The 24,955-nt window shown below is 70.4% G+C and carries 17 protein-coding genes; 8 read left to right on the top strand and 9 right to left on the bottom strand.

What is annotated here, in order from left to right; translation table 11 throughout:
• Nucleotides 1-132: 132 nt before the first annotated feature.
• From G6W55_RS18515 to G6W55_RS18530, 4 genes are all read right to left on the bottom strand, one after another.
• Nucleotides 133-2,172, bottom strand: a complete 2,040-nt coding sequence (locus tag G6W55_RS18515) for an NAD(+) synthase (RefSeq protein WP_175521955.1) — start codon at nt 2,170-2,172, stop codon at nt 133-135.
• Between the two features lie 86 nt (nt 2,173-2,258).
• Complete coding sequence (locus G6W55_RS18520; protein WP_175521956.1) at nt 2,259-4,202, bottom strand: protease pro-enzyme activation domain-containing protein; 1,944 nt, start codon at nt 4,200-4,202, stop codon at nt 2,259-2,261.
• Between the two features lie 167 nt (nt 4,203-4,369).
• Entirely contained in the window at nt 4,370-4,990 is a 621-nt protein-coding gene (locus G6W55_RS18525; RefSeq protein WP_175521957.1) for a DUF305 domain-containing protein, read from the bottom strand.
• Nucleotides 4,987-5,649, bottom strand: a complete 663-nt coding sequence (locus G6W55_RS18530; protein WP_175521958.1) for a DUF3105 domain-containing protein — start codon at nt 5,647-5,649, stop codon at nt 4,987-4,989. Before G6W55_RS18530 ends, G6W55_RS18525 begins: the two co-directional genes overlap by 4 nt.
• 173 nt (nt 5,650-5,822) lie before the next feature.
• Here G6W55_RS18530 and G6W55_RS18535 point away from each other — a divergent pair, with 173 nt between their 5' ends.
• The gene (locus tag G6W55_RS18535) at nt 5,823-6,257 is read left to right on the top strand and encodes an Rrf2 family transcriptional regulator (RefSeq protein WP_175521959.1); all 435 of its coding nucleotides are present in this window, start codon (nt 5,823-5,825) and stop codon (nt 6,255-6,257) included.
• A gap of 531 nt (nt 6,258-6,788) precedes the next feature.
• On the opposite strand, the gene G6W55_RS18540 is transcribed toward G6W55_RS18535, so the two are convergent.
• A complete protein-coding gene (locus G6W55_RS18540) occupies nt 6,789-7,982 on the bottom strand; it encodes a globin domain-containing protein (RefSeq protein ID WP_175521960.1) in 1,194 nt (397 codons plus the stop codon).
• Between the two features lie 320 nt (nt 7,983-8,302).
• Here G6W55_RS18540 and glnA point away from each other — a divergent pair, with 320 nt between their 5' ends.
• Entirely contained in the window at nt 8,303-9,664 is a 1,362-nt protein-coding gene (gene glnA, locus G6W55_RS18545) for a type I glutamate--ammonia ligase (RefSeq protein WP_030794319.1), read from the top strand.
• Nucleotides 9,665-9,716: 52 nt separating this feature from the next.
• Here glnA and G6W55_RS18550 read toward each other — a convergent pair whose 3' ends face one another.
• The gene (locus tag G6W55_RS18550; RefSeq protein WP_175521961.1) at nt 9,717-10,157 is read right to left on the bottom strand and encodes a VOC family protein; all 441 of its coding nucleotides are present in this window, start codon (nt 10,155-10,157) and stop codon (nt 9,717-9,719) included.
• A 242-nt stretch (nt 10,158-10,399) separates the two neighbouring features.
• Between G6W55_RS18550 and G6W55_RS18555 the strand changes: the two genes are divergently transcribed.
• Nucleotides 10,400-13,426, top strand: coding sequence for a bifunctional [glutamine synthetase] adenylyltransferase/[glutamine synthetase]-adenylyl-L-tyrosine phosphorylase (locus G6W55_RS18555; RefSeq protein WP_175521962.1), 3,027 nt, complete (start codon nt 10,400-10,402; stop codon nt 13,424-13,426).
• 25 nt (nt 13,427-13,451) lie between these two features.
• Here the strand turns inward: G6W55_RS18555 and G6W55_RS18560 are convergent, their stop codons facing one another.
• Together G6W55_RS18560 and G6W55_RS18565 are read right to left on the bottom strand one after the other, a co-directional pair.
• Nucleotides 13,452-14,300 (bottom strand): phosphatase PAP2 family protein, encoded by an 849-nt coding sequence (locus G6W55_RS18560; protein ID WP_175521963.1) that lies wholly within the window; start codon nt 14,298-14,300, stop codon nt 13,452-13,454.
• A 131-nt stretch (nt 14,301-14,431) separates the two neighbouring features.
• Entirely contained in the window at nt 14,432-15,466 is a 1,035-nt protein-coding gene (locus G6W55_RS18565) for a LacI family DNA-binding transcriptional regulator (RefSeq protein WP_175521964.1), read from the bottom strand.
• Nucleotides 15,467-15,860: 394 nt separating this feature from the next.
• Here G6W55_RS18565 and G6W55_RS18570 point away from each other — a divergent pair, with 394 nt between their 5' ends.
• From G6W55_RS18570 to G6W55_RS18590, 5 genes are all read left to right on the top strand, one after another.
• Entirely contained in the window at nt 15,861-17,135 is a 1,275-nt protein-coding gene (locus G6W55_RS18570) for an extracellular solute-binding protein (protein ID WP_175521965.1), read from the top strand.
• Between the two features lie 114 nt (nt 17,136-17,249).
• Nucleotides 17,250-18,254: a carbohydrate ABC transporter permease gene (locus tag G6W55_RS18575; protein ID WP_175521966.1), complete on the top strand. Its 1,005-nt coding sequence runs from the start codon at nt 17,250-17,252 to the stop codon at nt 18,252-18,254.
• Nucleotides 18,255-18,267: 13 nt separating this feature from the next.
• Nucleotides 18,268-19,173, top strand: a complete 906-nt coding sequence (locus G6W55_RS18580; protein ID WP_175521967.1) for a sugar ABC transporter permease — start codon at nt 18,268-18,270, stop codon at nt 19,171-19,173.
• Between the two features lie 169 nt (nt 19,174-19,342).
• Complete coding sequence (locus G6W55_RS18585; protein WP_175521968.1) at nt 19,343-21,088, top strand: glycoside hydrolase family 13 protein; 1,746 nt, start codon at nt 19,343-19,345, stop codon at nt 21,086-21,088.
• Nucleotides 21,089-21,275: 187 nt separating this feature from the next.
• Nucleotides 21,276-22,655 carry an alpha-amylase family protein gene (locus tag G6W55_RS18590; protein ID WP_175521969.1) on the top strand — a complete coding sequence of 460 codons (1,380 nt, stop codon included), beginning with the start codon at nt 21,276-21,278 and terminating at the stop codon, nt 22,653-22,655.
• 13 nt (nt 22,656-22,668) lie between these two features.
• Here the strand turns inward: G6W55_RS18590 and G6W55_RS18595 are convergent, their stop codons facing one another.
• Complete coding sequence (locus G6W55_RS18595; RefSeq protein WP_175521970.1) at nt 22,669-24,729, bottom strand: carbohydrate-binding module family 20 domain-containing protein; 2,061 nt, start codon at nt 24,727-24,729, stop codon at nt 22,669-22,671.
• Nucleotides 24,730-24,955: the final 226 nt, after the last annotated feature.

Below are 24,955 nucleotides of genomic sequence, written 5' to 3' on the forward strand. Positions count from 1 at the left end.
GGCGGAAGGGCGCGATCAGCTCCCCGGACCCCACGGGCCTATGGTCTGGGCGCAGCCCAGCGATTTAGGGGCGCGGGGAACTGCGCGATTCGCCCCCACCGGACCCGCACCCCACCCACACCCCCCAGCCCCTCACACCTCGACCCGCTCCAAATCCCGCAGCCACGCCTCCGCCGAGCTGTCCGACGGTGCGCGCCAGTCTCCCCGGGGGGACAGCGAACCCCCCGCCGACACCTTCGGCCCGTTCGGCATCGCGGAGCGTTTGAACTGGGCGAACGCGAAGAAGCGGCGGCAGAAGACCTCCAGCCAGCGTCGGATCTCCGGCAGGTCGTACGCCACCCGCTCCCCCTCGGGGAAGTTCGGCGGCCACGCGCCGGACTTCGGGTCGTGCCACGCGTGCCAGGCCAGGAACGCGATCTTCGACGGCCGGAACCCGTAGCGCAGCACATGGAAGAGCGTGAAGTCGTGCAGGGCGTACGGCCCGATCCGCGACTCCGTGGACTGCATCTCCTCACCCGGCACCAGCTCGGGACTGATCTCCGTGTCGAGGATCGCCGCCAGCGTCCGCCCGGTCTCCGCGTCGAACTGCCCGCTGCTGATGACCCACCGGATCAGATGCTGCATCAGCGTCTTCGGCACACCGGAGTTGACGTTGTAGTGGCTCATCTGGTCGCCCACGCCGTACGTCGACCACCCGAGCGCCAGCTCGGACAGATCCCCCGTGCCGAGCACGATCCCGCCCCGCTGGTTGGCGAGCCGGAAGAGATAGTCGGTGCGCAGCCCGGCCTGGACGTTCTCGAAGGTGACGTCGTACACAGGCTCGCCGGAGGCGAAGGGGTGGCCCATCTCCTGGAGCATCAGGCGCGCGGTCGGTGTGATGTCCAGCTCGGCCGCGGTGACCCCGAGGGAGTTCATCAGCTTGTGGGCGTTGCCCTTGGTGTGGTCGCTGGTGGCGAAGCCGGGCAGCGTCCAGGCCAGGATGTCGCTGCGCGGCCGCCCCGCCCGGTCCATCGCCCGTGCGGCGACGATCAGCGCGTGCGTGGAGTCCAGCCCGCCGGACACCCCGATGACCACCTTGGGGCCGCCGATCGCCGCCAGCCGCTGCTGAAGACCCTCGACCTGGATGTTGTACGCCTCGAAGCAGTCCTGGGCGAGCCGCGCGGCGTCCGCCGGCACGAACGGGAAGCGTTCGAGGCGGCGCCGCAGCCCCAGATCGGTGGAGGGCGGGGCGAGTTCGAAGGACACGGTCCGGAAGTCGTCGGTGCGCGCCTTGTGCGTACGGCGGTTGTCGTCGAACGTGCCCATCCGCATCCGCTCCTGCCGCAGCAGGTCTAGGTCCACGTCGGCCACCGCACGCTCGTCGTCCAGCGGGAAACGCTCGGTCTCCGCCAGCAGCGCGCCGTTCTCGTAGATCATGGCCTGCCCGTCCCAGGACAGGTCGGTCGTCGACTCGCCCAGCCCGGCCGCCGCGTACACGTACGCCGCGAGACAGCGCGAGGACGCCGAACGGCACAGCAGCTTGCGGTCCTCGGCACGGCCGACGGTGATCGGACTGCCGGACAGGTTGACCAGGACGGTCGCCCCGGCGAGCGCCGCCTCCGCGCTGGGCGGCACCGGCACCCACATGTCCTCGCAGATCTCGGCGTGCAGCACGAGACCGGGCACGTCGTCCGCGGCGAACAGCAGATCCACCCCGAACGGCACGGACGTACCGCCGACCCGGATCGACCCGCCGCGCTCGTCGGCACCGTCGCCGATCTGCCGGCGCTCGTAGAACTCCCGGTAGTTCGGCGGGTACGACTTGGGCACGACCCCGAGGATCCGGCCGCGGTGCACGATCACCGCGCAGTTGTAGAGCCGGTTGCGGTGCCGCAGCGGGGCGCCGACGACCAGCACCGGCAGCAGGTCCGCCGAGCCGGTCACGACCTCCCGCAGCGCCGACTCGACGTCGTCCAGGAGGGCGTCCTGGAGCAGCAGGTCCTCGATGGAGTAGCCGCACAGCCCCAGCTCCGGGAAGACGGCGACGGCCACCCCCTCCTCGGCGCACCGGCGCGCCTGGCGCAGGACCGCCTCGGCGTTGGCGGGCGGATCGGCGATGACGGTGTGACCGGTGCAGGCGGCGACGCGCGCGAAGCCGTGCTGATAGACCGACCAGAAGTTCGACGAAGGCACGAGGCCATTGTAATCGTCAGAGCGACGCGATGGGGGGCGCGGGGCTGCCGCGCACCCCCACGCCCCCTCCCACCTGGCTCTACGGCTCAGCGCCGCCGGTACGACTCGACATAGCCGTTCCCCGGCGTCCCCACGCCCGTGACGTCGTCGTATCCCTTCACCGCGGACAGCGAACTGTCCTTGCCGAGGCTCCGGACGGAGGTCAGCAGGCCCTCGGATGCGTCGACGCCGTTGGCGAAGTCGACGCGGGCGACCGCCAGGCCGGGCGCGTGCGTCGGACGGTCCGTGACGTCGTGGTAGACCCGCGAGCCGGCCTTGGCGTAGATCGCCGGGTTGGCGAAGCCGATCGCCCTGCCGCCGCGCGCCTCCTGCGCCAGCGCCTGGACGGCCGCGATGACCGGCGCGGCCAGCGAGGTGCCGCCGATGCGGTACTCGGAGTACCGCTGGACCCCGTCCGGGAAGGTCTGGGTCTGGCCCACCCGGAACCCGGTGTTGGGGTCGGCGATCGCCGCGATGTCCGGCACGACCCGGTTGCCGGCCGCGCCGTTGGCCGTGGCCAGCGCCTTGGGGACGACCCCCTTCTGGTAGTACGGCGCCGGAACCGTCCTGCTGGTGCCGCCGCCCGCACCGGAGGTGAACGCGCCGGGGAAGCCGGTCCAGCTCTTCCCGTCGTCCGACAGCGACGCCTTCTCGGTGCCCCAGCCGGTCTCCCAGAGGTACCTGTCGCCCTTGCCGACCGCCAGCGAGGTGCCGCCGACCGCCGTCACCCACGCCGAGTTCGCCGGGGTGTCGACCTGCTTGGTGCCGGTGGCCGCGACCTCGTCGCCGTCGTCGCCGGAGGAGAAGTAGAAGCCGATGCCCTCGACCGCGCCGAACTGGAAGACCTGGTCGTAGGCGGCCGCGAGATCCGGCGTCTGGTTGGCCTCGATGTCGCCCCAGGAGTTGGAGACGATGTCGGCCAGATGCCGGTCGACGATCTTGCTCAGCGCGTCGAGCAGATCGTCGTCGTAGCAGGAGGCGCCGCCCACGTACGTGACGCTCGCGTCGGGCGCGACCGCGTGCACGGCCTCGACGTCGAGGGTCTCCTCGCCGTACCAGCCGGCCGCCCCGCACTCCTCGGTCCTGGTGTACTGCGAGGGCAGCACCTGGGTGAGCTGACCGGTCTTCCACGCCTTGTCGCCGTGCGCCTTGGCGTAGGTGGCCGCGTCGAAGGCGATCGTCGGCGAGGCGTACGCGTCGGTGATCGCGATGCGCACGCCCTTGCCGGTGCGCTTGCCGGCACCGTAGGCGGCGCGGAGCTGCTTGCCGGTGTACCCCCGCACGGCGTACGGGATCTTCGCGCCGTACGCGGACGGCAGCGTCCGCGCCACGCTGGAGCCGTAGTACGACGAGAACGGCCCGGCGTTCTTGAACACCGCGTCCGGCGGCGGGAGTTGGTCCTTGGAGGCGGCCTTGTGCGGGGCGTTGTCCAGACCGGTGACGGTGAGGACGGCGCCGTCGAGACTCGCCGGTGCGGAGGCGGTCTTGGCGGGGGCGCGGTAAGTCCGGCCGCCCTTGGTGTAGTTGTGGAGCTGGGTGCCGAACGCCCGCTCGGCGGAGGTCACATCACCGCTCACGGACACATAGTGCGTCGTCGTGGCGGTGACCTTCAGACCGGCCGCCGTCAGCCAGGATTTCACCGCCGCCACCTGGGCCGCGGTGGCACCGAAACGGGCCTGTGCCTGGCGCGCGGAGAGGTACTTCCCGTACGCGGCGGACCCCGGGTCGGAGACCGCCCTGGCGTACGCGGCGAGACCGGTGGCGTCCCGGCCCGCGAGGTAGACCCGGGCCCGCACCTGGGCGCCGTCCGCGGTCGCGCCCCGGTCCGCCGCGGCCGTGGCCCACGCCGGCCGGGTCCCGGCCAGCGTGTCCCGGGCCGGGCCGTCCGCGGCGTGCGCCGCGGGTATGCCGAGCGCCAGCGTCCCGGCGATCATGGGCAGTGTCGCCGCCATGCTCACCGAGGCGCGCAGCGCGGCACGGTTGGATCTCATAGGGCCCCCTGTGATTCGGCCTGTGAGTGATTCGGGGCGAGTGGATCACTCGCCCCGGCCACTCTGGCCCTGAACCGTTCATGTCAGGGGAATGGGGACCTCAAGAGGCCGCCAAGTAACTTCTAGGAATGGTGAACTGATGATCCGTCACCGAGCCTTGGCCTGGCTCACGGCCTCGGCGCGGCGCCCCGCTCCTTCAACATGTCCGTCATCAGCAGGATTTCGGACTCCTGCGCCTCGACCATCCCCTGCGCGAGCCGCTTCTCCACACCGACCGTGCACTTCTCGACGCACCCCTGGGCCATGTGGACGCCGCCCTTGTGATGGTCCGTCATCAACTGGAGGAAGAACACCTCCGCCTGCTTGCCGTTGAGCGTGCCGAGCTTCTTCATCTCGGCGTCGGTCGCCATGCCGGGCATCAGCGCGCCGTCCTCGCCGCCGGCCATCCCGGCCATGCCCATCCAGCTCATGGGCCCGTCGGACGACACCTTCGGCAGCCCCCACAGATCGAGCCAACCCAGCATCATGCCGCGCTGGTTGGCCTGCGTCTGCGCGATGTCGTAGGCGAGCCGGCGGACGTCCTCGTCGTCCGTGCGGTCGCGCACGACGTACGCCATCTCCACGGCCTGCTGGTGGTGGACCGCCATGTCCCGGGCGAACCCGGCGTCGGCCGAGTCGGCGGCGGGCGGTTCGGTGCCCGGCCGGCCGTCCTCGGCGACGGAGTACGTGACCGCCCCGGCCGCGACCAGCACCCCCGCCACGGCCACGGCGACGCCCGCGTACCTCACTGCGGCAGACCGCCCGTGCAGGTCGCGCCCATCTCGGGCGTCTGCTCGCCCTGCACGAACTTCTCGAAGAACGCGTCCACGGCCGGGTCGTCGGCCCCGGTCACCGTCCGCTGGTGCCCCCACGCGGTCAGCATGATCGGATCGGCCTGCCCGTCGTCCGGGCTCATCAGCGTGTACGGCGTCTTCTTCACCTTCGCCGCGAGTGCCTCGACGTCCGCCTCGGGGGCCTTGTCGGTGTACGTCACCCAGACCGCGCCGTGCTCCAGGGAGTGCACGGCGTTCATGTTGTTCAGGGGCTCGGTGTAGACGTCGCCGTTGCAGTTCATCCAGGCGCGGTCGTGGTCGCCGCCGACCGGGGGTTCCACCGGGTAGTCCACGGTCTTGGTGACATGGGTGCGGCCCAGCGTGCCCTTCCAGGTCTTCACCCCGTCCGCGCCGGTGACGAACTTCCCCGCGGTCTTGCCGTCGGCCGCGGTGGACTTGTCGTCCGACTGCGACTTCACGACGAACACGCCGCCGGCGACGAGCGCGGCCACGGCGACGGCACTGCCGGTGATCACGAGGATCCGGTTGCGCCGCTCACGGGCCTTCTCGGCCCGTCGCATCTCCTCTATGCGCGCCTTGCGCGCCGCACTGCTGGTCCGGTCGGCGGAACCCATGGGGCCTGTCCTTCTGGGGAAAGGGGCGGAACGGTCGGGACGGTCGGGACGTTCGGGGTCTTCGGGTTAGCTGATCGTAATGGGGGAGATGGGGAAGTCGTAGGCGGGTCACAGCCAAGGCCGTCGTCCTGGCCAAATTTGAAGGGCAGATGCGTATTATCTACGCTTCTCCCATGCGGCTGCTGCGATCCACCGACCTGGCCCTGCGCGTCCTCATGCGGCTCGCGGTGGCGGACGGGACCACGCCCACGACCCGGGACGTGGCCGCCGCGATGGAGGTCCCCTACACGCACACCGCCAAGGTCGTCGCCGAGCTCCAGCACCTGGGTCTGCTGGACGCCCGCCGGGGCCGGGGCGGCGGCCTCGCCCTGACCGAGAAGGGGCGTACGGCCTCCGTGGGCGGCATCGTCCGCACCTTCGAGGGCGACGGCGACGTGGTCGACTGCGAGGGCCCCACCCCCTGCCCCCTGAACTCCGCCTGCCGCCTGCGCGGAGCCCTGCGCCGGGCCCAGGAGGCGTTCTTCGCCACCCTGGACCCGCTCACGGTCACCGACATCGCGGCCGCCCCGACGGGCCCGCTCCTCCTGGGGATCCCCAAACTCCCCTGACCCCGGGGACGGGCGAGCCGCTTCGCGCGCCGCCCCGGCAACACTGGGCGCGCCCCGACGCAGGGCGGATCGGGCGGCCCCGGCGGAGCCAGACGCGTCCGCCCCCGACGCGGGGCGGATCGGGCGGCCCCGGCGGAGCCAGACGCGTCCCCCCGGACGCGGGGCGGATCGGGCGGCCCTGCGCTGCCGGCGGCCCGTGTGGTGCCGCTCGGCCCGGCGCCCCCGTGCAGCCCTGCCCCCTGCCCGGCCCCGCGCGCCCGCGCGCAGGGACGTGCGGACGGGGTGGGCGGTGAACTCGGGGCGGCGGCGCCCGCGCGCCCGCGCGCAGGGACGTGCGCCGTCGCGCCTCGGCCCCGCCCTTGCCTCGGCCCCGCCTGCCGCGCCTCGGCCCACGCCTGCCCGGCCTGCCTCGGCGCCCCTCAGCCCTGCCCGCCCCGCCCTGGCTCGGCCCCCTCCTCCTGGGCATCCCGAACCTTCAGGGCGCCCCGAATCCCGTCTGACGCGGCGGTGTGCCGGGCGCGCCGGCGTCGTTCAGGCCGAGGCCAGCCACAAGTCAGGGCCGAAGACCTCGTAGTGGATGTCGGACGGGGCGACGCCCTTGGTGAGGAGCTGGGCGCGGACCGCGCGCATGAAGGGCAGCGGGCCGCACAGGTACGCGCGTGTGCCGGGCCGTACCGGTACGTCGGTGAGGTCGGCGAGGCCCGTTGCCGCGCCCTCCGGGGCCTCGCGCTCGTACCAGAGGTGGACGGACGCCTCCGGGAGCTTCGACGCGTACGCCTCGTGGTCGGCGCGCAGGGCGTGGTCGGCGGGGGAGCGGTCGGCGTGCACGACGGTCACCGGGGCGCCGTGGCCGCGGTCCGCGAGGTGGGCCAGCATCGCGACGATCGGCGTGACACCGATGCCCGCCGAGGCCAGCAGCAGCGGCGCGCCGTCGGAGTCGTCGAGGACGAGGTCGCCGTAGGGCTCGGAGAGCTGGAGTTCGTCGCCGACCCGCACGCGCGTGTGCAGGTGCTGCGAGACCTCGCCCGCCGGTGTCGCCGCGTCGCCGGGGATCCGCTTGACGCTGATCTGCCGTACGTCCGAGCCCGGCGCCGCGGACAGGCTGTACTGGCGTGACTGGCGGGCGCCGTCGGGGAGTTCGACGCGTACGGAGACGTACTGCCCGGCCCGGAAGTCACCCACCGGGCGGGGGTCGCCGTCGAGCGGGCGCAGCCGCAGGGTGACGACGTTCGCGGTCTCCGGGACGCGTTCCACGACCTGCCAGGTCCGCCAGCGCGGGCCGCCGCTCTCCTCGTAGAGCCGCCGCTCGATCGCGACGAGGGCGTTGGCCATCAGCCAATAGACCTCCGTCCAGGCGGCCGCGACCTCGGGGGTGACCGCCTCGCCGAGGACGTCGGCGATGGCGGCGAAGAGGTGCTCGTGCACGACGCCGTACTGCTCGGGCGTGATGCCCAGGGAGGCGTGTTTGTGGGCGATGCGGCCGAGCATCGCGTCGGGGCGGGTGTCCGGGTGGTCGAGGAGGTGGACGGCGAACGCGGCGATGGACCCGGCCAGGGCCTGCCGCTGGGTGCCGGCGGCCTGGTTGCCGCGGTTGAAGAGGTCCCGCAGCAGCTCGGGGTGGGCGGCGAAGAGACCGGCGTAGAAGCGCTCGGTGATCTCGCCGATGGCCGCGCCCACGGCGGGCAGCGTGGCGCGGACGGTGGCTGCGGACTGCTCGGACAGCATCGTGCCTCCTCAGGCTCGTCGGCGCACTCGGGCCGACGTTCGACTGGGCGGCACGCTAATAAAACTTGCATCTGAGATGCAAATTTAGTGGGCGAGAACGAGACGGAGGGGGGCGGGCATTACGGATGTCGGTCCGAGCAGGCAAGATGGGCGCAGAGCCGTACACGGCCGGATGCGAGGTGTTCAGGCCGGGGTCGCCGAGGCGATCATGGTCCGCAACGCGCACGAAACGGTGTTGTGGTGGGATGCTCAGGTGCCCGACCGCCTCTCCGTGGGACGGGAAGCAGGCGGCCTGACCAGCAAGGATGGGGAAGCGGAAGATGGACAAGCAGCAGGAGTTCGTGCTCCGGACGTTGGAGGAGCGCGACATCCGGTTCGTACGCCTGTGGTTCACGGACGTGCTGGGCTTCCTGAAGTCCGTCGCCGTGGCCCCGGCCGAGCTTGAACAGGCGTTCGACGAGGGCATCGGTTTCGACGGCTCCGCGATCGAGGGCTTCGCCCGTGTCTACGAGTCCGACATGATCGCCAAGCCGGACCCGTCCACCTTCCAGGTCCTGCCCTGGCGGGCCGAGGCCCCCGGCACCGCCCGCATGTTCTGCGACATCCTCATGCCGGACGGCTCCCCGTCCTTCGCGGACCCGCGCTACGTCCTCAAGCGCGCCCTGGCCCGCGCCTCCGACCTGGGCTTCACCTTCTACACCCACCCCGAGATCGAGTTCTTCCTGCTGAAGGACAAGCCGGTCGACGGCTCCCGCCCCACCCCCGCCGACAACTCCGGCTACTTCGACCACACCCCGCACAACGTCGGCATGGACTTCCGCCGCCAGGCGATCACCATGCTGGAGTCCATGGGCATCTCGGTCGAGTTCTCCCACCACGAGGGCGCCCCCGGCCAGCAGGAGATCGACCTGCGCTACGCCGACGCGCTCTCCACCGCCGACAACATCATGACGTTCCGGCTGGTCATGAAGCAGGTCGCGCTGGAGCAGGGGGTCCAGGCGACCTTCATGCCCAAGCCGTTCTCCGAGCACCCCGGCTCCGGCATGCACACCCACCTCTCCCTCTTCGAGGGCGACCGCAACGCGTTCTACGAGTCGGGCTCGGAGTACCAGCTCTCCAAGGTCGGCCGGTCCTTCATCGCGGGCCTGCTCAAGCACGCCGCGGAGATCTCGGCCGTCACCAACCAGTGGGTCAACTCCTACAAGCGCATCTGGGGCGGCTCCGAGCGCACCGCGGGCGCCGGCGGCGAGGCCCCCTCGTACATCTGCTGGGGCCACAACAACCGCTCGGCCCTGGTCCGCGTCCCGATGTACAAGCCCGGCAAGACCGGCTCGGCCCGTATCGAGGTCCGCTCCCTCGACTCCGGCGCCAACCCCTACCTGGCCTACGCCATGCTCCTCGCCGCCGGCCTCAAGGGCGTCGAGGAGGGCTACGAGCTTCCCCCGGGCGCCGAGGACGACGTCTGGGCCCTCTCCGACGCCGAGCGCCGCGCGATGGGCATCGAGCCCCTCCCGCAGAACCTCGGCGAGGCCCTCACCCTCATGGAACGCAGCGACCTCGTCGCCGAGACCCTCGGCGAACACGTCTTCGACTTCTTCCTCCGCAACAAGCGCAGCGAGTGGGAGGAGTACCGCTCCGAGGTGACCGCCTTCGAACTGCGGAAGAACCTGCCGGTGCTGTAGCGCGCGGCCGGGCCGTCACCCCCCCCGTGGGGGACGTGACGGCCCGGGTCGTTCACTTTGCCGCGAGGTCCGCCAGTAGCTGGTGGAGGGGTTCTGTCGCGCGGCGGCGGTATTCCTGGATGGCCCAGCCGTTGCCGTCGGGGTCCTTGAAGTACATGAAGGTGGCGCCGTCGTCCGGGGTGTACTGGACCGGCTCGGAGACCTCCAGGCCGCGTTCGAGCAGTTCGGCGTGGGCCGCCTTGATGTCGGTGACGCAGAGTTGCAGGCCCTGGTAGGAGCCGGGGGCCGGACGGGGGCCGTCCATCGCGTCCCAGATCGTGTCGCCGAGCGCGATCGAACAGCCGGAGCCCGGGGGCGTGAGCTGGACGATGCGCATGCCCGGCATGACCTCCTGGTCGATGTCCACATGGAAACCGACCCGGTCGCGGTAGAAGTCCCGCGCCCGGTCGATGTCGCTCACGGGCAGCGGGATCACTTCGAGCGTGTAGAGCATGTGCCGGTCCTCCCGGTCGTCTCCGAACCTGCTGAATCTGTCGGAATCTGCTGAGTGTGCCGAATGTGCTCGATCCGTCGAACCTACCGACCCACCGAAGCGGAAAACCCGGCGGCGCGCCACCGCATGGAAGCGACCCGCCCCGGTGAACTCCTCGGCACCCGCTCAGGAGCCGCACCCCCGTACTCCGGTTAGGCTCGGTCAGTACGACCTTGATCCGATGGGCCGACGGGAGGCCGGGGATGATGGCTCCGGGGCGCAGGAGCAGTACCTTCACACGGCTGCTGCGGCACGGCTTCACCGATCCCTCGGCCGCCGAGCGCCTCCTCGACGGGCCCGAGCTGTCCCTGGTCCGCGACGACCCCTTCCTGCTGGAGGCGCTGGGCGCCACCGCCGACCCCGATCTCGCGCTGCACGGACTCGTACGGCTCCTGGAGGCCCAGCCCGGCCCCGCCACCGCACGCCGTGAGCTGCTCGACACGCTGATAGCGGCCAAGCCCCTGCGCGACCGGCTGCTCGGCGTCCTCGGGGCGTCTGCCGCGCTCGCCGATCATCTGGCCCGCCACCCCCGCGACTGGGAGGCGCTCGTCATGTACGAGCCCCGGGACCTCCACCCCGGGGTGGAGGAGTTCGAGCGGGGGCTCGCCGAGGCCGACGACCCGGTCGCGCTGCGGGTCGCCTACCGGCGCTGCCTGCTGTCCATCGCGGCCCGGGACGTGTGCGGTACCACCGACGTCGCCGACACCGCCGCCGAACTGGCCGACCTCGCCACCGCGACCCTGCGCGCCGCGCTCCGGCTGGCCGCCGCGGCCGCCCCGGACGACGCCGCGCTGTGCCGGCTCGCCGTCGTCGCCATGGGCAAGTGCGGCGGCCATGAACTCAACTACGTGTCCGACGTCGACGTCATCTTCGTCGCCGAGCCCGCCGACGGCGCCGACGAGGGCAAGGCCCTGCGCGCCGCCACCAAACTGGCCTCGCACATGATGCGGATCTGCTCGGAGACCACCGTCGAGGGCTCCATCTGGCCCGTCGACGCCAATCTGCGGCCCGAGGGACGCAACGGCCCGCTCGTGCGCACGCTCAGCAGCCATCTCGCCTACTACCAGCGCTGGGCCAAGACCTGGGAGTTCCAGGCGCTGCTCAAGGCGCGGCCGGTGGCCGGCGACCTGGAGCTGGGCGCCGCGTACGTCGAGGCGGTGGAGCCGCTGGTCTGGCAGGCCGCCGAGCGGGAGAACTTCGTCGCCGACGTGCAGAAGATGCGCCGCCGGGTGGTGGAGAACATCCCCGTCTCCGAGATCGAACGGGAGCTGAAGCTCGGCCCCGGCGGCCTGCGGGACGTCGAATTCGCCGTACAGCTCCTCCAGTTGGTGCACGGCCGCGCGGACGCCTCGCTGCGCAGCGGCACCACCCTGAAGGCCCTCCAGGCGCTCGCCGCCGGCGGATACGTGGGCCGGGTCGACGCCGTCCAGCTCGACGACGCCTACCGCTTCCTGCGCTCCATGGAGCACCGCATCCAGCTCTACCGGCTGCGGCGCACGCATCTCGTGCCCGTCGCCGAGGAGGACCAGCGGCGCCTGGGACGGTCGTTGGGCCTGCGGGCCGATCCGATCACCGAGCTGAACCGCGAGTGGAAACGGCACGCGGCCGTCGTACGACGCCTGCACGAGAAGATCTTCTACCGGCCCCTGCTGGATGCCGTCGCCCAACTCGCCCCCGGCGAAGCACGGTTGAGCGCGAAGGCGGCCCGGGAACGGCTCGTCGCCCTCGGATACGCCGACCCCGCCTCCGCGCTGCGCCACCTGGAGGCGCTCGCCTCCGGCGTCACCCGCAAGGCCGCCATCCAACGCACCCTGCTGCCCGTGCTGTTGGGCTGGTTCGCCGACTCGGCCGATCCGGACGCCGGACTGCTCAACTTCCGCAAGGTCTCCGACGCCCTCGGCAAGACCCCTTGGTATCTACGGCTGTTGAGGGACGAGGGCGCCGCCGCGGAGAACCTCGCCCGGGTGCTCTCGGCCGGCCGCCTCGCCCCCGATCTGCTGCTGCGCGCCCCCGAGGCGGTCGCCCTCCTCGGCGACGGCGACGGCGGCGGTGACGGCGGCACCCGTGGCGGCGGCGGGCTCCAGCCGCGCGGCCGCGCCCAGCTCGAACAGGAGATCCTCGCCGCCGTCGGCCGGGCCGAGAGCGTGGAGAAGGCCGTCACCGCGGTCCGCGGGGTGCGCCGCCGCGAACTGTTCCGCACGGCCGCCGGGGACATCGTCGGCTCCTACGGGACCGAGGCGCGGCCCGCCGAGGCCGACCAGGGCGCGCTGGTGGACCGGGTGGGCGCCGCCGTGTCCGACCTGACCGCGGCGACCCTCGCCGGCACCCTGCGCGCCGTGGTGCGCGACGGCTGGGGGGACACGCTGCCCACCCGGTTCGCCGTGATCGCCATGGGCCGCTTCGGGGGCCACGAGCTGGGCTACGGCTCCGACGCGGACGTGCTCTTCGTCCATGAACCGCGCGACGGTGTGGACGAGCGGGAGGCCGCGCAGGCGGCGAACCGGGTCGTCAGCGAGATGCGGCGGCTGCTCCAGATCCCGAGCGCCGACCCACCGCTGCTGATCGACGCGGACCTGCGGCCCGAGGGTAAGTCCGGGCCGCTGGTGCGGACCCTGAACTCGTACGCGGCCTACTACCGGCGATGGTCGCTCGGGTGGGAGTCGCAGGCGCTGCTGCGGGCCGAGGCGGTCGCCGGGGACGAGGAGCTGGGGCGCCGGTTCATCGAGTTGATCGACCCGCTGCGGTACCCGGCGGACGGGCTCGGCGAGGAGGCCGTACGGGAGATCCGGCGGCTGAAGGCGCGGATGGAGTCCGAGCGGATGCCGCGCGGCGCCGACCCCAAGCTGCACACCAAGCTCGGGCCGGGCGGACTGTCCGACGTCGAGTGGACCGTGCAGCTCCTCCAGCTCCGGCACGGGGCGGCGGAGCCGGGACTGCGCACCACCCGCACCCGTGAGGCGCTGGCCTCGGCGCGGACGGCCGGGCTGATCTCCGAGGAGGACGCGGCCACGCTGGACGAGGCGTGGGTGCTGGCCACCCGCGTGCGCAACGCGGTGATGCTGGTGCGCGGGCGGGCGGGGGACACGTTCCCCTCCGAGAGCCGGGAGCTGGCGGCGGTGGGCCGCTATCTGGGATACGGCCCCGGACACGTCGGCGAACTGCTCGACGGATACCGGCGGACGGCCCGGCTGGCCCGGGGAGTCGTGGACGAGCTGTTCTACGGAGGGTGACACCAGCGGCCCCCCCCACAGAGACCTACGTTTTCTCCGGCACCGTCCGCGGCAACGCGTACGGCTGCACCCCGTACCACAGCCGCGCCACCGCGAAGCCGAAGGCGAGGCACAGCAGCCCGCCCACCGCGTCCAGCCAGAAGTGGTTGGCCGTGGCCACGATGACCACCAGCGTCGCCACCGGATACAGCAGGCCCAGGATCCGCACCCACGGCAGACTCGCCAGCGCGAAGATCGTCAGGCCGCACCACACGGACCAGCCGATGTGCATGGACGGCATCGCGGCGTACTGGTTCGACATGTGTTTCAGATCGCCCGAGGCCATCGAGCCCCAGGTCTGGTGGACCATCACGGTGTCGACGAAGTCGCCGCCGTTCATCAGACGGGGTGGCGCGAGGGGATAGAGGTAGTAGCCGAGCAGGGCCACCGCCGTCGTCGCGAACAGGACGAGCCGGGTGGCCGCGTACCGGCCCGGATGGCTGCGGAAGAGCCACACCAGGACACCCAGCGTCACCACGAAGTGCAGGGTCGCGTAGTAGTAGTTCATGCCGACGATCAGCCAGGTCACCGAGTTCACGGCGTGGTTGACGGACTCCTCGAAGGCGAGCCCGAGACGGTGCTCCGTCCGCCAGAGCCAGTCGGCGTTGTCGAGCGCGGCGGTGCGCTGCTCCGGGACCGCGTTGCGGATCAGGGAGTACGTCCAGTAACTGACCGCGATCAGCAGGATCTCGAACCACAGACGCGGCCGACGCGGGGTCCGCAGCCGGTCCAGCCGACGAGGGCGGGGCTGTGGAGAAACGTCCGCCCCGGCCGTGACGGCGGGCCGAACGACCTGGTCACGGCCTTCCCTCGGCGTCACCGTCTGCTCACCCATAGGCACAGAGTTTGCCAGAAAAGCCATCTCCCCCCGATCATCCCCCGGGCGGGTTCACCCCGCACGTTCTCCACCGGGTGGAGTCCATCGTCTCCTACCGGCGGTGGGGAGGAAAGCCCCGCTTCTCCGCCTCAGGGACGATTTCGGTCCCCGGGGGCCGAAGCGGTCGAACCGCGCACCACCAGTTCGGGCATGAACACGAACTCGCTGTGCGGGGCCGGAGTACCGCCGATCTCCTCCAGCAGGGTGCGCACCGCGGCCTGGCCCATCGCCGGGACCGGCTTGCGGACGGTGGTCAGCGGCGGGTCGGTGAAGGCGATCAGCGGGGAGTCGTCGAAGCCCACGACCGAGATGTCCCGCGGGACGTCGAGGTCGCGCTGCCGGGCCGCCCTTATCGCGCCGAGCGCCATCATGTCGCTGGCGCACACGATCGCCGTGCAGCCGCGGTCGATGAGCGCGTTGGTGGCCGCCTGGCCGCCCTCCAGCGTGTACAGCGAGTGCTGGACCAGCTCGGACTCGATCACCTCCGCGCTCAGCCCGAGCTGCTCCTGCATGGTGCGCACGAAGCCCTCGATCTTGCGCTGCACCGGCACGAACCGCTTCGGACCCAGCGCGAGGCCGATCCGGGTGTGGCCCAGCGAGGAGAGGTGGGTCACCGCCAGGGTCATCGCGGCGCGGTCGTCCGGGGAGATGAACGGCGCCTGGACCTTGGGGGAGAAGCCGTCGACGAGGACGAAGGGGACGCCCTGCGCGCGGAGCTGCTCGTAGCGCTGCATGTCGGCGGTGGTGTCCGCGTGCAGCCCGGAGACGTAGATGATGCCGGCGACCCCGCGGTCCACCAGCATCTCGGTCAGCTCGTCCTCCGTGGAGCCGCCCGGGGTCTGGGTGGCGAGGACCGGCGTATAGCCCTGGCGGGTCAGCGCCTGCCCGATCACCTGCGCCAGGGCGGGGAATATCGGGTTCTCCAGCTCGGGCGTGATGAGCCCGACGAGGCCCGCGCTGCGCTGGCGCAGACGGACGGGGCGCTCGTACCCGAGGACGTCCAGCGCGGCGAGCACGGACTGACGGGTGGTGGCGGCGACGCCAGGCTTGCCGTTGAGGACGCGGCTGACGGTCGCTTCGCTCACCCCCGCCTGGGCGGCGATGTCGGCAAGCCGTGTGGTCACAGGGGTGGACTGTACCGGCCAGGTCTCGCCTTGCACACCAATCGGGCGCCGTGGACGATTCTTCGGCCTGCCGCGCCCGGTCTGCTGTGTCATCGCGCTCCCTCGTGATCCCTCATGAAAGTGATGGCAAGAGCTTGCAGAGTCTTGCACAGGCCGTCCCCCCGTGTTCGACGGGCGTAAACAAGCGTCTCATGGCGGTCGCCTTCCGGTCACGCGCGGGTAACACCGGAGACGTCTTTCACTTTTTTTCTGCAAGGTCTTTCGCAACGCTTACATGGCTGTTACGTTCACGTCGCCCGGCGGCGGCAACGGCGCAGTCGGCACAAGTCGACAGGAACGGCGGACGGGGCCGTCTCCTGTAGCTATACGGGCTTTCACCCTCAAGGAGAAACTCATGCGGCGTGGCATAGCGGCCACTGCGCTGGTGGCGTCCCTCGCCCTCGCGGCGACGGCCTGCGGCGGAGACGACAGCGGCAGTGACAAGTCTGACGGCCCGGTGACCATCACCTGGTGGGACACCTCCAACGCCACGAATGAGGCGCCGACCTACCAGGCTCTGGTCAAGGAGTTCGAGGCCGCCAACAAGGACGTCAAGGTCAAGTACGTCAACGTCCCGTTCGACCAGGCGCAGAACAAGTTCGACACGGCCGCCGGTGCCTCCGGCGCCCCGGACATCCTGCGCTCCGAGGTCGGCTGGACGCCCGCCTTCGCCAAGAAGGGCTACTTCCTGCCGCTGGACGGCACCGAGGCCCTCGCCGACCAGGACAAGTTCAAGTCCAACCTGATCGAGCAGGCGAAGTACGAGGGCAAGACGTACGGCGTGCCGATCGTCACCGACACCCTCGCGCTCGTCTACAACAAGGCGCTCTTCGAGAAGGCCGGCATCGCCGAGGCCCCGAAGACCTGGGAGGACCTGAAGTCCGCCGCCGCCACCATCAAGGCGAAGACGGGCGTCGACGGCTACTGGGGCTCGACCCAGGCCTACTACGCCCAGTCCTTCCTCTACGGCGAGGGCACCGACACCGTCGACGCCGACGCCAAGAAGATCACGGTCAACTCGCCCGAGGCCCAGAAGGCGTACGGCACCTGGCTGGAGCTCTTCGACGGCAAGGGCCTGCACAAGGCCGACACCACCGCCGACGCCTACGCCCACATCCAGGACGCGTTCGTCAACGGCAAGGTCGCCGCGATCATCCAGGGTCCCTGGGAGATCACGAACTTCTACAAGGGCTCGGCCTTCGCCGACAAGAACAACCTCGGCATCGCCACCGTCCCGGCCGGCTCCTCCGGCAAGGCGGGCGCCCCGACCGGCGGCCACAACCTCTCGGTCTACGCCGGCTCGGACAAGGCCCACCAGGCCGCCGCGCTGAAGTTCGTCAACTTCATGACCTCCGCGAAGTCCCAGGCCACGATCGCGCAGAAGAACTCCACCCTGCCGACCCGTGACGACGCCTACACCGACGCCGTCAAGGCCGACCCGGGCATCGCCGGCTACGGCACCGTCCTGGCCGCCGCGCAGCCGCGCCCCGCGCTGCCCGAGTACAGCTCCCTGTGGGGTCCGCTGGACACCGAACTGCCCAAGATCGCGGGCGGCAAGGTCTCCCTCGACAAGGGCCTGAGCACCGCTGAGACGTCCATCGCCAAGCTGGTGCCGGACTTCAGCAAGTAAGCCCGGTGTGGCCGTCGGATCTCCCTGATCATGGGGGGTGAGATCCGACGGCCACCCCGCTGTACCCCCTCAGCCCACCCTCGGTCTCCCTGATCTTCCAGAAGGTGTCGAACCATGACAGTCGCCATCGACCGCGCGACCGGCAAGCGCCGCGGTGACCGCGCGCCCCGGCCCGGGCTGGGGCAGCGCCTGAAGCACGGCTACCACAAGCACTGGTACGCGTACGCGATGATCGCCCCGGTGATCGTCGTGCTCGGCGTCCTCGTGCTGTACCCCCTGGCCTACGGCTTCTACCTCACGCTCACCGACGCCAACAGCCTCAACACCGCGCGCACGATCGGCGTCAACGAGATCGAGGCCACCTACAAGTTCATCGGTCTCGACAACTACGCGGACATCCTCTTCGGGGAGACCGCCTACGACCGCTTCTGGTCGCACTTCGTCTGGACGATCGTCTGGACCGTCGCCTGTGTGGCCCTGCACTACACCATCGGCCTCGGCCTCGCCCTGCTGCTCAACCAGAAGCTGCGCGGCCGCACCTTCTACCGGCTGATCCTGGTCCTGCCCTGGGCGGTCCCCACCTTCGTCACCGTCTTCGGCTGGCGGTTCATGCTCGCCGACGGCGGCATGATCAACTCCGTGCTGGAGACCCTGCACCTGCCGACACCGCTGTGGCTGGAGGACACCTTCTGGCAGCGGTTCGCGGCGATCATGGTCAACACCTGGTGCGGTGTGCCGTTCATGATGGTCTCGCTCCTGGGCGGCCTCCAGTCCATCGACTCCTCGCTCTACGAGGCCGCCGAGATGGACGGCGCCAACGCCTGGCAGCGGTTCCGCTTCGTCACCCTGCCCGGTCTGCGGTCCGTCAGCTCCACCGTCGTGCTGCTCGGCATCATCTGGACCTTCAACCAGTTCGCCATCATCTTCCTGCTGTTCGGCGACACCGCCCCCGATGCCCAGATCCTGGTCACCTGGGCGTACTACCTCGGCTTCGGACAGCAACCGCGTGACTTCGCCCAGTCGGCGGCCTACGGCATCCTGCTGCTGGCCATCCTGATCGTCTTCACCTCGTTCTACCGCCGCTGGCTGAACCGCAACGAGCAGCAGCTCGCGATCTGAGGCAGGAGTTCCCATGACCACGAGCACCGTCGAGTCCTCCGCCGCAGTGACCGGTCCCGTCGCCGCCGGCCCCCGCAAGAACCGGGGGCGGGGCAGGCGCGGCCTGCTGGGCGCCCTCGCCTCCCACGGCCTGCTGACCGTCGCCAGCCTGATCGCGCTGTTCCCGATCGCCTGGCTGGTCTTCCTCTCCCTCGGCCCCGACAAGGACGACTACCTCCACCCCGGACGCATCTGGTCCAAGATGACGTTCGACAACTACGCGTTCGTCCTCCAGAACACGAACTTCTTCGACTGGCTGAAGAGTTCGCTGATCGTCTCGCTGGGCACCACCGTCATCGGCGTGCTGATCGCCGCGACCACCGGCTACGCGGTCTCCCGTATGCGCTTCCCGGGCTACCGGAAGTTCATGTGGGTGCTGCTGGTCACCCAGATGTTCCCGATCGCCGTCCTCATCGTGCCGATGTACCAGATCCTGTCGGAGCTCCAGCTCATCGACACCTACTTCGGCCTGATCCTCGTCTACTGCTCGACCGCGGTGCCGTACTGCGCCTGGCTGCTCAAGGGCTACTTCGACACCATCCCGTTCGAGATCGACGAGGCCGGACGCGTCGACGGCCTCACCCCCTTCGGCACCTTCGCGCGGCTGATCCTGCCGCTCGCCAAACCGGGCCTCGCGGTCGCCGCGTTCTACAGCTTCATCACCGCCTTCGGTGAGGTCGCCTTCGCCACCACGTTCCTGCTGGACGACCAGAAGTACACGCTCGCCGTCGGCCTCCAGAGCTTCGTCAGCGAGCACGACGCCCAGCGCAACCTGATGGCCGCCACGGCGGTGCTCATCGCCATACCGGTCTCGGCGTTCTTCTACCTCGTGCAGAAGAACCTGGTCACCGGACTCACCGCCGGCGGCACCAAGGGGTGACCCCGGTGCTCCGGTGACACGACTCCCGCGCGCCTGACCGCGCGGGTGGCGGCCGCGGGTCCATCCGACCCCGCCGGCCCGCGGCCGCCTCGTCACCCCTTCCGGACCCTCCGAGCCCGGCCCCACCCGACAGCCCCCGAACACCACCTCGTCACGTATCAAGGACGCCATGAGCCAGCAGCACTCCGCAGCCCCGGCCCCGACCCCCACCTCCGCGTCGGCCGTCGCCACCGTCGCCAAGCGGCGCGACTGGTGGCGGGACGCGGTGATCTACCAGGTCTATCCGCGCAGCTTCGCCGACAGCAACGGCGACGGCATGGGCGACCTGGAAGGCGTGCGCTCCAGACTCCCCTACCTGCGGGACCTGGGCGTGGACGCCGTGTGGCTCAGCCCCTTCTACGCCTCCCCGCAGGCCGACGCCGGCTACGACGTCGCCGACTACCGGGCCGTCGACCCCATGTTCGGCAACCTGCTGGACGCCGACGCCCTGATCCGCGACGCCCGCGAACTGGGCCTGCGCATCATCGTCGACCTCGTCCCCAACCACTCCTCGGACCAGCACGAGTGGTTCAAGCGGGCGCTCGCCGACGGCCCCGGCTCGCCGCTCCGGGAGCGCTACCACTTCCGCCCCGGCAAGGGCGACGACGGCGAACTCCCGCCCAACGACTGGGAGTCCATCTTCGGCGGCCCCGCCTGGACCCGGGTCACCGAGCCCGACGGCACCCCCGGCGAGTGGTACCTGCACCTCTTCGCCCCCGAGCAGCCCGACTTCAACTGGGAACACCCCGCGGTCGGCGACGAGTTCCGCTCCATCCTGCGCTTCTGGCTGGACATGGGCGTCGACGGCTTCCGCATCGACGTGGCCCACGGCCTGGTCAAGGAGCACGGTCTGCCCGACCTCGGCTCCCACGAACAGCTCAAACTGCTGGGCAACGATGTCATGCCGTTCTTCGACCAGGACGGCGTCCACGACATCTACCGCCAGTGGCGGCTCATCCTCGACGAGTACTCCGATGCAAGGGGGCCCGAAGGGCCTTCCGCAGAAGGGCGGGGGCGGGAGACGGGCGGGCGCATTTTCGTCGCCGAGGCGTGGACCCCCACCGTCGAGCGCACCGCCAACTACGTCCGCCCCGACGAGCTGCACCAGGCGTTCAACTTTCAGTACCTGGGCACCGCGTGGGACGCCAAGGAGCTGCGCACGGTCGTCGACCGCACCCTGGAGGCGATGCGCCCGGTGAACGCGCCCGCGACCTGGGTGCTGTCCAACCACGACGTCACCCGGCACGCCACCCGCTTCGCCAACCCGGCCGGCCTCGGCACCCAGATCCGCACCGCCGGCGACCGCGACCTCGGCCTGCGCCGGGCCCGCGCCGCCACCCTGCTGATGCTCGCCCTGCCCGGCTCGGCCTACGTCTACCAGGGCGAGGAACTCGGTCTGCCGGACGTCGTCGACCTGCCCGACGAGGTGCGCCAGGACCCGGCGTACTTCCGCGGCGCCGGCCAGGACGGCTTCCGCGACGGCTGCCGGGTGCCGATCCCGTGGACCCGCGAGGGCTCGTCGTACGGCTTCGGCGACGGCGGAAGCTGGCTGCCGCAGCCGGCGAGCTGGGCCGAACTGAGCGTAGAAGCACAGGACGGCGTCGAGGGCTCGACCCTGGAGCTGTACCGCGCGGCGCTGCGGCTGCGCCGCTCCCAGCCCGACCTGGGCGCGGGCGACGCGGTCGAGTGGCTGAAGGCCCCCGAGGGCGTCCTCGCCTTCCGGCGCGGCGAGTTCGTGTGCGTCGCGAACACCTCCGGCGAGTCGGCCCGGATCCCCGCGTACGGCCGGGTCCTGCTCGCCAGCGGTGAGATCGCGGAGGTGGACGGCGAGGCGAAGCTTCCGGCCGACACCACGGTCTGGTTCACCACGGCCTGACCGACCGTCACGAGGGGTCGCCGTTCTTGGGGGAACGGCGGCCCCTTCTGCACGCCCGGGGTAACTTCTTGCGAATCCTTCACAACCTCACGGTGCCGTTTCCGGTCACGCGCCCTTAACATCGCGCCACCGCAAGGTTTCTGAAAGATTTCAGCAAGAGCCTTCAACGACGAAGGAAACCCCACACATGGCACGCAAGAGAATCGTTTCGGGCGCCGTCGCGCTCTCCGCCACGACGGCCGTCCTGATGGCGCCCGGTGTCTCGTACGCCTCCCCGCCCGGCACCAAGGACGTCACCGCCGTCCTCTTCGAGTGGAACTTCGCCTCGGTCGCCCGAGAGTGCACCAACACCCTCGGCCCGGCCGGCTACGGATACGTCCAGGTCTCCCCACCGGCCGAGCACATACAGGGCGGGCAGTGGTGGACCTCCTACCAGCCCGTCAGCTACAAGATCGCCGGACGGCTCGGCGACCGCGCCGCCTTCCAGAACATGGTCAACACCTGCCACACGGCCGGGGTGAAGGTCGTCGTCGACACGGTCATCAACCACATGGCGGCCGGCAACGGCACCGGGACCGGCGGCTCGTCGTACACGAAGTACACCTACCCCGGCCTGTACTCGTCCTACGACTTCGACGACTGCACGGCGCAGATCAGCAACTACGCCGACCGCTGGAACGTCCAGCACTGCGAACTCGTCGGCCTGGCCGACCTGGACACCGGCGAGGACTACGTCCGCAAGACCATCGCCGGGTACATGAACGACCTGCTGACCCTGGGCGTCGACGGCTTCCGGATCGACGCGGCCAAGCACATCGACACGGCCGACCTCGCCAACATCAAGTCACGGCTGACCAGTCCGGGCGTGTACTGGAAGCAGGAGGCCATCTACGGCGCGGGCGAGGCCGTGCAGCCCACCGAGTACACGGGCAACGGCGATGTGCAGGAGTTCCGGTACGCCTACGACCTCAAGCGGGTCTTCAACAACGAGAACCTCGCCTACCTGAAGAACTACGGCGAGGGCTGGGGGTACATGAGCGGCTCGGTCGCCGGTGTCTTCGTCGACAACCACGACACCGAGCGCAACGGCTCCACCCTCACCTACAAGGACGGCGCCAACTACACGCTGGCCAACGTCTTCATGCTGGCCCACCCCTACGGCGCCCCGGACGTCAACTCGGGTTACGAGTGGTCCGACATCGACGCGGGCCCGCCCAACGGCGGTGCGGTGAGCGCCTGTTGGCAGAACGGCTGGAAGTGCCAGCACGCCTGGCCCGAGATCATGCGCATGGTCGGCTTCCGCAACGCGACCCGGGGCCAGGCGGTGACGAACTGGTGGGACAACGGGGGCGACGCGATCGCCTTCGGCCGCGGCACCAAGGGCTACGTCGCGATCAACCACGAGACGTCCTCCCTGAACCGCACCTACCAGACCTCGCTCCCGGCGGGCACGTACTGCAACGTCCAGAACAACACGACGGTGACGGTGAACTCCGGCGGACAGTTCACCGCCACCCTCGCCGCGAACACGGCCCTGGCGATCTACGCGGGCAAGCCGAGCTGCTGAACGGCCATCTGCGCTACTTCCAGGTGTCGTTCGCGGTGTAGCCGGACGAACCGCCCGTCGTGTACGTGCGGTTCGTGCCGGACTCCCAGGTCACGGTGCCGGACGCGTTCTTCTTGACGTACTTGTACTCGAACGACGTGTTCTTCGGGACGATCACCGTCCTGCTCCAGACGGGGTAGGCCGCCGAGGAGAGGGGGATCGCGTCGGCCGGGTTCCAGGAGCCGAGGGACGGGATCGAGCCGACGACGTAGACGTTCGTGCCCCAGTCGGTGGTCGCGTTGGCGTTGAAGGTCACGTCGGTCGCGTTCGCCACGTTCCACGAGCCCAGCAGGGTGAGCGCCGATGTGCCGCTGGTGGCGGTCCGGTTGGCGCCGGACTCCCAGGTCACGTTCCCCGCGGAGTCCTTCTTGATGAACTTGTACTCGAAGGCCGTGCCGACCGGGACGCTCGCCGTCCCCGACCAGAGCGGGTAGCCCGAGGACGACAGCGGGACGGCCTTGGAGGTGTCCCAGCCGCCCAGTGCGGCGATCGAGCCGACGACGTGGACGCTGGTGCCGGACGAGGTCGGGGCGTACGCCTGGAAGGTCGCCGTCACCGTGGAGGTCCCGTCGTCCGGGTTCTCGCAGGAGGTGTCGCACGGGGTGAACGCGCCGTCGTAGAAGGCGATCGCGCCCTTCGCCGGGAGGGTGAGGGTGGCGTTGCCGCCGGACACCGTGACCGTGGTGGCGCCGTTGTCGACGACATTGGCGTAGACGCCGTCGGCCATCCCGGTGGCGAAGGTGTAGGTCGCCGCGGCGGAGCCGTTGTTGAGCGCGAAGTAGCCGCCGGTGCCCCGGCCGAAGCCGATGACCTGGGACGACTTGGTCGACCAGTTGGTGACCGCGGCCGAGCCGACCGCGTTGTGCCACTTCACCAGGCCGGTGACGGCGGTGTCGCGCTGGAGGCAGTACCAGCCGGAGCCGCAGGTGGTGTCCGTGACGAAGCCGCCGGAGTGCGGCGGCGCCTGGTCGGAGGAGGAGAACTCGAAGCCGGAGTACACGGTCGGCGTCGACCACTTGTAGGCGAGCTGGAAGAGGTTGGCGAGCCGGTAGGCGTCCCCGTCCTTGTAGCTCAGGTGCAGACCGTTGCGCTCGGTGTCGTGGTTGGTCACGAAGGACACCGAGTTCTCCGGGGTCAGCACCCCGGAGGAGGGCAGGGACGCGAGGTCCGAGACATTGCCCTGGAAGGCGGACTTCAGCCGGCTCGCGTAGGTGAAGTCCAGCACGTCACCGGAGGCGTAGTAGTCGGAGGCGGCCGGGGTCGCGCCCGGGTACACCTCCTGGAAGACGTACGGCTCCGCGCCCGAAGTGGTGGTGCGCAGCTTCGCGCGGATCGCGTTCAGGTCGGCGACCGGCATGTGCTTGGCCGCGTCGACCCGGAAGCCGTCGACACCCAGGGCGATCTGCGCGTTGAGATAGGCCGCGATGCCGGAGCGGACGTGGTCGTCCTCGGTCTTGAGGTCGGGCAGGCCCAGCAGCTCGCAGTTCTGGATCTCGGACAGATTCGACCAGTCGTCGATGATCAGGTCGGAGTCGTTGCACTGCGCCGAGGTGTGGTAGTCCCCGGGGTCCCAGTCCGGGGTGTCGTACTTGTTGGTCAGCGTCGTGCCGGCGTATCCGGTTCCGGTCTGGGCGGCGGTGTGGTTGATCACCGCGTCGGTGTAGACCTTGACGCCCGCGCCGTGGCAGGCGCCGATCATGTCCGCGAACTGGGCGGCGGTCCCGAACCGGCCGTTCAGCGCGTACGAGTAGGGCTGGTAGACGTCCCACCAGTAGAAATTGGACTGCTTGAGCGACTCGGACGGCGGGGCGACCCAGACCGCGCCGTAGCCGTTCGGACCGAGGACGTCCTCGCACTCGGCGGCGACCGAGTTCCAGTTGTACTCCCAGAGGTTGGCGATCACATCGCCCGAGGCCGTGGCGTCCGCGCGGGCCGGGGCGGCGGGCAGGGCGATCGCCCCGGCGAGGGCCAGCGCGGCGGCTGCCACGGCGCCGGCCGTACGGCGGACGGCACCCGGAGGTCGTTGAGTTCTCATGTGCGGCTCCGAAACGTTTGCAGTGCGGGAGAGGTGCAGTGTTCGGCCTTCAACTACCCGTGAGAGTGGGGGAGTTGAGAACAGGGCGTCAAGGACTCGGGTGAAAGTTCTTTCCGTCGGTTTCAAGCCTCTTGCTGTAAAGCTTTCGTTAGCGATACGGTCGCGCGGGGCGCCCGGCAACGAAGCCGATCAGGCCACGCCGCGGCGCAGGGGTCGGACCCAGAAG

Source organism: Streptomyces sp. CAI-85, assembly GCF_013363615.1.
GTDB classification, from domain to species: domain Bacteria; phylum Actinomycetota; class Actinomycetes; order Streptomycetales; family Streptomycetaceae; genus Streptomyces; species Streptomyces antibioticus_B.

Coding starts and splice junctions, on each gene's coding strand:
- G6W55_RS18520 (WP_175521956.1), bottom strand. CDS start 4,202: ATGAGATCCAACCGTGCCGCGCTGCGCGCCTCGGTGAGCATGGCGGCG.
- G6W55_RS18530 (WP_175521958.1), bottom strand. CDS start 5,649: ATGGGTTCCGCCGACCGGACCAGCAGTGCGGCGCGCAAGGCGCGCATA.
- G6W55_RS18535 (WP_175521959.1), top strand. CDS start 5,823: ATGCGGCTGCTGCGATCCACCGACCTGGCCCTGCGCGTCCTCATGCGG.
- G6W55_RS18540 (WP_175521960.1), bottom strand. CDS start 7,982: ATGCTGTCCGAGCAGTCCGCAGCCACCGTCCGCGCCACGCTGCCCGCC.
- glnA (WP_030794319.1), top strand. CDS start 8,303: ATGGACAAGCAGCAGGAGTTCGTGCTCCGGACGTTGGAGGAGCGCGAC.
- G6W55_RS18550 (WP_175521961.1), bottom strand. CDS start 10,157: ATGCTCTACACGCTCGAAGTGATCCCGCTGCCCGTGAGCGACATCGAC.
- G6W55_RS18555 (WP_175521962.1), top strand. CDS start 10,400: ATGATGGCTCCGGGGCGCAGGAGCAGTACCTTCACACGGCTGCTGCGG.
- G6W55_RS18560 (WP_175521963.1), bottom strand. CDS start 14,300: ATGGGTGAGCAGACGGTGACGCCGAGGGAAGGCCGTGACCAGGTCGTT.
- G6W55_RS18570 (WP_175521965.1), top strand. CDS start 15,861: ATGCGGCGTGGCATAGCGGCCACTGCGCTGGTGGCGTCCCTCGCCCTC.
- G6W55_RS18575 (WP_175521966.1), top strand. CDS start 17,250: ATGACAGTCGCCATCGACCGCGCGACCGGCAAGCGCCGCGGTGACCGC.
- G6W55_RS18580 (WP_175521967.1), top strand. CDS start 18,268: ATGACCACGAGCACCGTCGAGTCCTCCGCCGCAGTGACCGGTCCCGTC.
- G6W55_RS18585 (WP_175521968.1), top strand. CDS start 19,343: ATGAGCCAGCAGCACTCCGCAGCCCCGGCCCCGACCCCCACCTCCGCG.
- G6W55_RS18590 (WP_175521969.1), top strand. CDS start 21,276: ATGGCACGCAAGAGAATCGTTTCGGGCGCCGTCGCGCTCTCCGCCACG.
- G6W55_RS18595 (WP_175521970.1), bottom strand. CDS start 24,729: ATGAGAACTCAACGACCTCCGGGTGCCGTCCGCCGTACGGCCGGCGCC.